The sequence below is a fragment of the Peribacillus sp. NPDC076916 genome (genome assembly GCF_050269675.1).
In the GTDB taxonomy this organism is placed as follows: Bacteria; Bacillota; Bacilli; order Bacillales; family DSM-1321; genus Peribacillus; species Peribacillus aracenensis.
Genome location: NZ_JBNNIU010000031.1, coordinates 1 through 8,118, shown reverse-complemented (window position 1 = coordinate 8,118; position 8,118 = coordinate 1). Strand labels below are relative to the sequence as shown.

Below are 8,118 nucleotides of genomic sequence, written 5' to 3'. Positions count from 1 at the left end.
TCTTCAGCGCCGATGGTAGTTGGGGGTTTCCCCCTGTGAGAGTAGGACGCCGCCAAGCCATTTAAAAAGATCAGCCATCCGGCTGGTCTTTTTTTTTGTTATAAAACCAATTATGAGGCCCCATTATTTCTCCATATACAGAAGTTGTTAGATCATCCTTGATAGAGGATGAAATCGAAAGGCGGTTCTCATTTTATATTTAGAATCGTTTTGACCCATCCTCAACTTAGGATATAAAGCGAGATGTTCTTCCAACCTTACTTAGATACGAGTTATTCAAATCGATTGCAAATACCTGGACAATTGGATTTAAATAAGCAGCATTGCATATATTTTAGCTAAAAAGAAATTTATTCAGAAACAGGTAACTTATTCAGAAACAGGTAAATAAAAAAGTGGTGAATATCGAAAAAGAAGGGAGCCTTCATAAATAATAAAATAATTTGCGCCACTGTAAATAAAAGTGTTCTTCATCTTGTATGAACACTAACAAATCAAAGGTATGGCTGAACTTTTAAAGTGAATAGGTTCCAAAATGAGAACCTTTGGAATTTAAAAATAATGAGTATGAGGGATCGCTTCATGAGTTTGACACAATTAAATTAGCGCAGTATAATAGTTTGGTAGAACGATATACTAAAGAAAGTTAACTAAAAACTTTAGCGTAAGAGTTTATTCAATACCTTTTGAATTTAGAAACTAATCGTTAAGCATTAGTATAACGATATACCAATTTTATTGGTAGAACGATGTACTAATATAACCAAGGTTAGTAGAACGATATACTAGTTTGCGAAAAGTTAGTAGAACGATATACTAACTTAACTTAACTTAATGAAGTTTATTGTTTTTAATTAGTTCGTAACTTGTTTCTTAAATTTATGGTATGGGGCAAGGGGGAAACTTCTGAAAGGCTTAAGAGTCAAATTGCATTTCGATAACTTTTTTAATAGGGGTGTGTTTCATGAAAAATCCATTTATAAAAATGGCAACAGGTTTATATATTAGCTATTTTATTTTAGGCATGATCAATATTATCATTGGGTCAAATATGGAGAGTTTATCCGAACAATTAAATACAAGTGCCTCAGGGATAAGTTACTTGGTCTCTGCAATAGGAATCGGTAAGTTAGTTTCATTGTTTTTCGCCGGTAGACTGTCGGATAAGTTAGGAAGGAAGCCGTTTGTCGTTTCAGCATCTTTTATCTACCTGATCTTCCTCATAGGTATACCATTGGCTCCTAACTACACATTGGCATTTATATTTGCTGTGTGTGCTGGTGTTGCAAACTCATTTTTGGATGCTGGTACGTATCCAGCACTTATCGAGGCTTTTCAAAAGAAAGCGGGTTCCGCTACTGTATTAATAAAAGCATTCGTTTCAGTCGGGGCCGCACTTCTACCATTTATCATGGCGTTCTTTATGGCTAGAGATATGTTTTACGGATATACATTCTTCTTAATGGCTGCTGTTTATCTTGTTAATGGGCTTTTCCTCCTTAAGGTTTCATTCCCGGATCATAAAGCTCAACGCCAGAATCAAGATGATGAACAAGCTGTACCGGTTCAACACCAATTCCTCTCAAAACCGAAGTTTGCCCAGGAGGGGGTTGCCGTCATACTATTAGGCTTCACATCAACTGCTTTATTCATGCTGGTTCAAGTCTGGCTCCCGAACTTTGGACAAGATGTATTGGGGCTAACCCAGGCTAAGGCTGTTCAATTGCTTAGTTACTATAGCATTGGCTCCCTTGTTTCTGTCATATTACTAGCGGTTCTATTGAATAAAGTAATTAAGCCCATTACCGTCATGATTATTTATCCGATCATTGCAGCATTATCTTTATTGTCACTCCTATACACCCAACAACCATTTATAACTGTTTTGAGCGCTTTCTTCATTGGGCTTTCAACTGCAGGGGTGTTCCAATTGGCCATGACAATAATAACAGAGTTCTTCCCTGCCAATAAAGGGACGATTACTTCATATGTAAACATTGCAGCCAGTTCAGCCTTTATTATCATACCTTTCGTTACAGGCATCATTTCTAAGAGTGCTGGTTTATCTGCGGTCTTCTTGTTTGATGTGGCAATTGCGTTAGTTAGTATTTTATTGGCCGTATTCGTTGCCTATCGATACAAAAAGGTAATTAAGGTTTCCAATTAAACGGTTTAGCCGAAAATCAGCGGGGCATGAATCTCCACTGAAGATAATGATAAAAGGGGGAAACATCCATGAAAACAATCACGATCAAAGACGTAACGATCGGAGAAGGGGTACCAAAGATCATCGTTCCACTGATGGGAACAACTGAAGATGAACTGCTTAAAGAAGTTGAAACGGTAAATGCACTACAGCCGGATATCATCGAATGGCGAGTAGATGTCTATGAACAAGTTGAAAGCTTAGAAGCCGTTTCGGATATGATTTCTAAACTTAGGAGTGCTGTACCCAATACTTTGCTGCTTTTCACTTTTAGAAGCCATAAGGAAGGCGGGAATAAGGAAATCAGCGATGAATATTATTTCAAACTTCTTCATGCAGCAATTGGCACGAAGAAGATTGATCTTGTCGATGTGGAGTTATTTTTTGAAGAATCATCAGTGAAGGAGACTGTAAAGGTAGCTGAGGATAATGGCGTATACGTAGTAATGTGTAACCATGATTTCGATAAGACACCAGCAAAAGAAGAAATCATTTACCGATTGCGTAAAATGCAGGAATTTGGAGCCCATATTCCAAAAATCGCTGTAATGCCCCAGACGGTTGGTGACTTACTCGTTTTATTAGATGCAACTTACACGATGAAAACAAAGTATGCCGATCGTCCATTCATTACGATGTCAATGTCGGGCACAGGCCTGGTCAGTCGATTATCAGGTACGGTGTTTGGTTCTGCTTGTACATTCGGTGCCGGAAAAGAAGCATCTGCCCCAGGACAAATTCCTGTTGCTCAATTAAGAGCTGTATTGGAGATCATTGATCAAAACATTTAACTCATAATTCCTTTCAAGAAGGAACTTATATAAGATTTTAAAAAACAGGGGGAATAGAACATGGAAAATCTAGGACGAATTAATGGAAAAACGGAATTAGTAGGATTGCTGGCAACACCTATCGGACATTCTTTATCACCTGCCATGCATAATTTGGCTTTCGATAAATTAGGCTTGAATTGCGCTTATTTAGCATTTGAAGTTGGAAATGAACAGCTGGAAGATGCAGTCAAAGGGATGCGTGCATTAAATGTAAAAGGATTCAACGTATCCATGCCAAATAAAATGAAAATACTTCCATATCTTGATGAATTGGCAGACAGTGCTAAATTTTCCGGAGCCGTTAATACAGTTGTCAATGTCGATGGAAAGTTCGTAGGTCACAGTACCGATGGAATGGGATATACTCGGAACCTAAAAGAACATGGTATAGATATTAAAGGCAAGAAAATGACTCTTATCGGTTCTGGCGGGGCTGCTACTCCAATTTCCATTCAATCTGCGCTGGAAGGAGTGGCGGAAATCAGCATTTTTGCTCGTGATGATGCTTTCTTCCCGCAAGCAGTAGAGAATGTACGGATCATCAATGAAGGTATGAAGCACTTAAATGTGAAAGCCAATGTATATCCTCTTGAAAATGTTGAACAACTAAAGGCTGAAATCGCAACTAGTGATATTTTGGCAAATGGAACCGGCGTTGGCATGAAACCACTTGAAGGTTTAAGTGTCATTCAAGACGAATCAATGCTGCGTCCTGATTTAATCGTAACCGATGTTGTATACATCCCACGTAAATCAAAACTAATGGAACAAGCTGAGGCTGCTGGTGCTACAGCCATTAATGGACTTGGGATGATGCTTTGGCAAGGTGCATTGGCCTTTGAATTATGGACAGGTCAACAGATGCCTGTTGATTACATCAAAGAGCAATTGTTTGCAGAATAAGATGATCCCACTCTGGAGATTATTTTCCATTTTATCGTAATAGAGGTTTAGTCATAATAGATGTGCATCATCATTATATGATTCCCATCAAATGAGTGCAGTAACCTCGGAGCTAAGAAAATGCAGGGAGTGAAATCCCTTGTTTTTCTTAGCATTTTTTTTTTCAAAAGTGGTTTTCATATAAATGGATAACATAAAGGGGAGGCTTTAGCGTAATTACATTTGCATTAAAGTGTTCTAGGGGAGAAACACAACCGGATTTATTAGAGGGGTGTAATAATGAACAATCAGTATTTTAAAGCGGCATCTGGCATGTATATTAACTATTTTCTGCTGGGGATGGTAAATATAATTCTCGCCTCAAACATGCCCTCTTTAACAGAACAATGGGATACGGACTCTACTGGCATCAGTTATCTTATTGCAGCTATAGGAATAGGCAGATTACTCACGTATGGTCTCTCGGGAGTATTATCGGATAAATTTGGAAGAAAGCCATTGGTCATTGTCTCTTCGGTTATAATGGGAGTTTTTTTAATTGGGATTCCATTTTCCCCCACATATGAAATGGCCTTTGTATTTGCTTTACTTGCGGGAATTTCCAACTCAGCCATGGATGCTGGTACATATCCGGCGCTAACTGAAATGTTTCCTGAATCTGCTGGTTCCGCCAGTGTTATGGTCAAGGCTTTTGGTTCACTTGGTGCAACAATCCTACCATTCCTCATACTGCTTCTTGCTAGGAACCAATTATTTTACGGGTTTGCATTTTTATTACCGGCTGTCATCTATTTCATGAATATGATTTTTATGTTGTCCGCTTCATTTCCAAAAAGCAAATCCGACGCTTTCAGTCATGAGGAGGTTTTGCATATGAACAGGTTCATAACTGAACCAAAATTTTGGAGCGAAGGAGTCGCGCTAATCATAATTGGGTTTACATCAACTGCGTTATTTACAGTTTCGCAAATCTGGTTACCGAGTTTCGGCCAGGAAGTTGCAGGGATGTCATCTTCAGGTGCAATTAAATTATTGAGCTTTTATAGTGTTGGATCACTAATTTCCGTCCTGCTATTATCCATTTTATTAAACAAATGGATTAAGCCCGTGACGGTGATATTGCTTTACCCAATGATTACTTTACTTGCGGTAATCATCATATTAACGATACATTCACCTATTGTCTTGAATATTAGCTCCTTTTTCCTTGGAGCATCGACAGCTGGGATATTTCAATTAACCATTGCAATAATGACTGAACTTTTCTGGAGGAAAAAGGGAACTGTAACGGGGATCGTTGCGACGGCATCCAGTTTGGCGAGCGTCATTTTACCAATTGGAACGGGCTTGATCGCTAAGAGTGGGGATATGTCCCATATATTTCTATTCGATTGCTTTATTGCAACGATAGGAATCCTAGCTGCAGCTTTTGTTTATTACCGGTATAAAAAATTGACACAGCATCAGACCATATTTAACCATGGCTAAAATATTGAAGGATTATTAAAACACTATCTTGTAGAACTAGGGTGGCGTTTTTTTGATATAGATGCATTGGAGGGATTATTAATCGATGAGATAACCATGTTCCAAAAGCAAGGGTGTAATAATGACAGAACTATATTATTATTATAGTAAGAACATGATAATAATAAGTACATCAAAAATACATTCAAGATGGTGATTGAACTATGAAACAATCCAAAAAAGGGCGGGTCACGCTGCAAGAGGTAGCGAAACATGCTGGGGTATCTACATCCACTGCTTCCCTTATCGTTCGTAATAACCCCCGGATATCGGAAGCGACGCGAAAAAAGGTATTAAAATCCATGCATGAATTAGGCTATGTTTACGATAGAATTGCAGCAAACCTAAGGTCGCAGAGTTCCGATACTGTAGGAATCATTATTACCGACATATCAAATACCTTTTTTTCTGAATTCCTGATAGGCGTTCACGATGCATTGGATGAGGTTGGTTATACAGTGTTGCTGGGGACTACATTCGACTCGGTTGCCAAGCAAGACCATCTCCTTTCCACCATGATGGAACATAGGGTGGGAGGCCTGATTCTTTGTCCTGTCTCTGAAAGCTCACAAGATACAATTGAACGGTTAAATGAAATTGACACGCCGATGGTCCTTGCTGTCAGGGAACTACCTGGAGTGAATAGCGACTATGTAGGCATAGACTATCCAGAAGGAGCCAAGATCGCTGTTGAGCATCTCCTTGGAAAGGGGCATAAAAGAATTGCGCTTCTTGGTGGCATCAAGGAATCTTCTACCTGGATTGAGAGAATGAAGGGATACCGTGAAGCTCTTTCAAGAGCGGGATTGGAAGTAGATGATTCGTTGGTGATAGATAGTGCCCCTACACGGGAAGGAGGGCTGGAGGCTGTATTGAAAGTACTTGAGAATCCTAATCCGCCTACGGCAATTTTTTGCTTTAGTGACTTAATTGCCTTCGGTGTTATGCAAGGATTAATGCTGAAAGGATATACACCTGGAAAAGATATAGATATCGTAGGGTTCGATAACGTTCCAGTCGCAGAAATCTATCATCCTCCGTTAACGACCATTTCCTCATTCCCTAGACGTATAGGAAAAGAGGCAGCGAATCTGCTGTATCAGCAAATGGAGAAAGTTGAACGTGAACAACAGCGAATCATATTGAATCCAGAACTGATTATTAGAGAGTCTTCCTAAAAAAGAAAAATAAAAAGGTGATTAGTTTACAGGAGACTAGGTATCCATACCGCTGTACCCTTTTCATCTTTTCTATTATTCTTTTATTGGGAACATTGATTACATAACAAAAAGGATGGTTTTACTTAAGCGGTTCATAAATATCCCAGGCCACTTTCAATGAATCGACTATGAAGTCTGCCACTTCTTCAACATCAAGATCATTGGTATTCACTTTTGAATGATGATAGGAGTATATTTCTTGTCTTGTGTAAAAGAGTTCTTCAATTTCCTCAAGTGACCGACTTTGTAAAACAGGTCTACTATCAATTAGTAAGCCTATTCTCTCTTTCCAGTATTCCCAAGATAAGTCCAGATAAAAGACAATGCAATTGGATAAACAGATATTTCTTATATCCTCTTGTAAAAATGCCCCGCCTCCAACTGAAATGATTTTCAATTGCTGTTGACTAAAGCTTTCAATCACACTTTTTTCTTTTTCGCGAAAAGCTTTTTCCCCAAACTTCTTGAATATTTCCGTAGTGGGCATATTGAATTCCTTTTCAATTTCTTGATCTATGTCAATAAAGTCCCTATATAATTTCCTTGCTACTTTCTGACCGATCGTCGTCTTTCCTACCCCCATAAAGCCAATAAAAACGATACTTTGCATCCTCAAAGATGTGTTTTTATTAATCATTTATAAATTCCTCTCCCAACTATTTTTATAATGATTAAAAGTCTCTCCTGAAATTTTTAAAATATATATATTATAGTACATGAAAGTAAAATTGTAAAAAAAATTTTTTAATATTTGGACAATGTAATTTCGTGATTTAGTGGTTTGTTTTAAATCAATTCATTCGAAATGAACAATCAGGTTTCATTATTCGATTTATACATCTAATTATACGTTTCTTCATCTATACAGTTTTTTATTGCCGTTACTTATCACTTGCGGGTTTTATGGATTTTGCCAAAAGCATTACTAGGTTGAAGGGGAATGTGCTTCTAACGGGTCTATGAATCAATAAATTGGGTGGGGGGCAATGATTTTGTTTGATTTATATGTTTCAAACGGAAGCCAATGTACGACAAATGCATTTATTCCATTAAGTGATTAAATCATTTAACAAAGAAATGTATGAAATGTGTTGACTTTATATTGGGAAAGGATTAATATAAATAAGCACCAACTAAGAGAAACGAAAAACTTCATCACTTTCGGCAGATTGCTGAAAGAAATAACTATTGACTTCTTACTATGAAAATGATAAGATGAAATGGTCGCTGGAAAACACAGCGATTTAAAATAAGTTAAAAACTTCGCAGAAGTTGACAACTAATCAATAAGGTGTTATGATGAATAAACAGCCGTTCGAAAGAACGATTGTGAGATTGCTCTTTGAAAACTGAACAAAACAAAGCGCCAACGTTAAATTTTAAGTGAGCACACACTATTAAAAAAGCAAATGAGCAAGTCAAACATTTC

The 8,118-nt window shown here is 37.8% G+C and carries 6 protein-coding genes; 5 read left to right on the top strand and 1 reads right to left on the bottom strand.

The window, feature by feature from the left end; translation table 11 throughout:
- Window positions 1–964: 964 nt before the first annotated feature.
- The 5 genes from ACQKFG_RS28120 to ACQKFG_RS28100 all read left to right on the top strand — a co-directional run bounded on the left by ACQKFG_RS28120 (window position 965) and on the right by ACQKFG_RS28100 (window position 6,647).
- Entirely contained in the window at window positions 965–2,167 is a 1,203-nt protein-coding gene (locus tag ACQKFG_RS28120; RefSeq protein ID WP_427564385.1) for an MFS transporter, read from the top strand.
- 68 nt (window positions 2,168–2,235) lie between these two features.
- Window positions 2,236–2,997, top strand: coding sequence for a type I 3-dehydroquinate dehydratase (aroD, locus tag ACQKFG_RS28115; protein ID WP_427564383.1), 762 nt, complete (start codon window positions 2,236–2,238; stop codon window positions 2,995–2,997).
- Window positions 2,998–3,057: 60 nt separating this feature from the next.
- Window positions 3,058–3,942 (top strand): quinate/shikimate dehydrogenase, encoded by an 885-nt coding sequence (locus tag ACQKFG_RS28110; RefSeq protein ID WP_427564381.1) that lies wholly within the window; start codon window positions 3,058–3,060, stop codon window positions 3,940–3,942.
- A gap of 279 nt (window positions 3,943–4,221) precedes the next feature.
- Entirely contained in the window at window positions 4,222–5,430 is a 1,209-nt protein-coding gene (locus tag ACQKFG_RS28105; RefSeq protein ID WP_427564379.1) for an MFS transporter, read from the top strand.
- A 203-nt stretch (window positions 5,431–5,633) separates the two neighbouring features.
- On the top strand, window positions 5,634–6,647 hold the full coding sequence (locus ACQKFG_RS28100; RefSeq protein WP_427564377.1) for a LacI family DNA-binding transcriptional regulator: 1,014 nt from the start codon (window positions 5,634–5,636) through the stop codon (window positions 6,645–6,647).
- A 121-nt stretch (window positions 6,648–6,768) separates the two neighbouring features.
- Here ACQKFG_RS28100 and ACQKFG_RS28095 read toward each other — a convergent pair whose 3' ends face one another.
- Complete coding sequence (locus tag ACQKFG_RS28095; RefSeq protein WP_192207620.1) at window positions 6,769–7,326, bottom strand: shikimate kinase; 558 nt, start codon at window positions 7,324–7,326, stop codon at window positions 6,769–6,771.
- Window positions 7,327–8,118 lie beyond the last annotated feature (792 nt).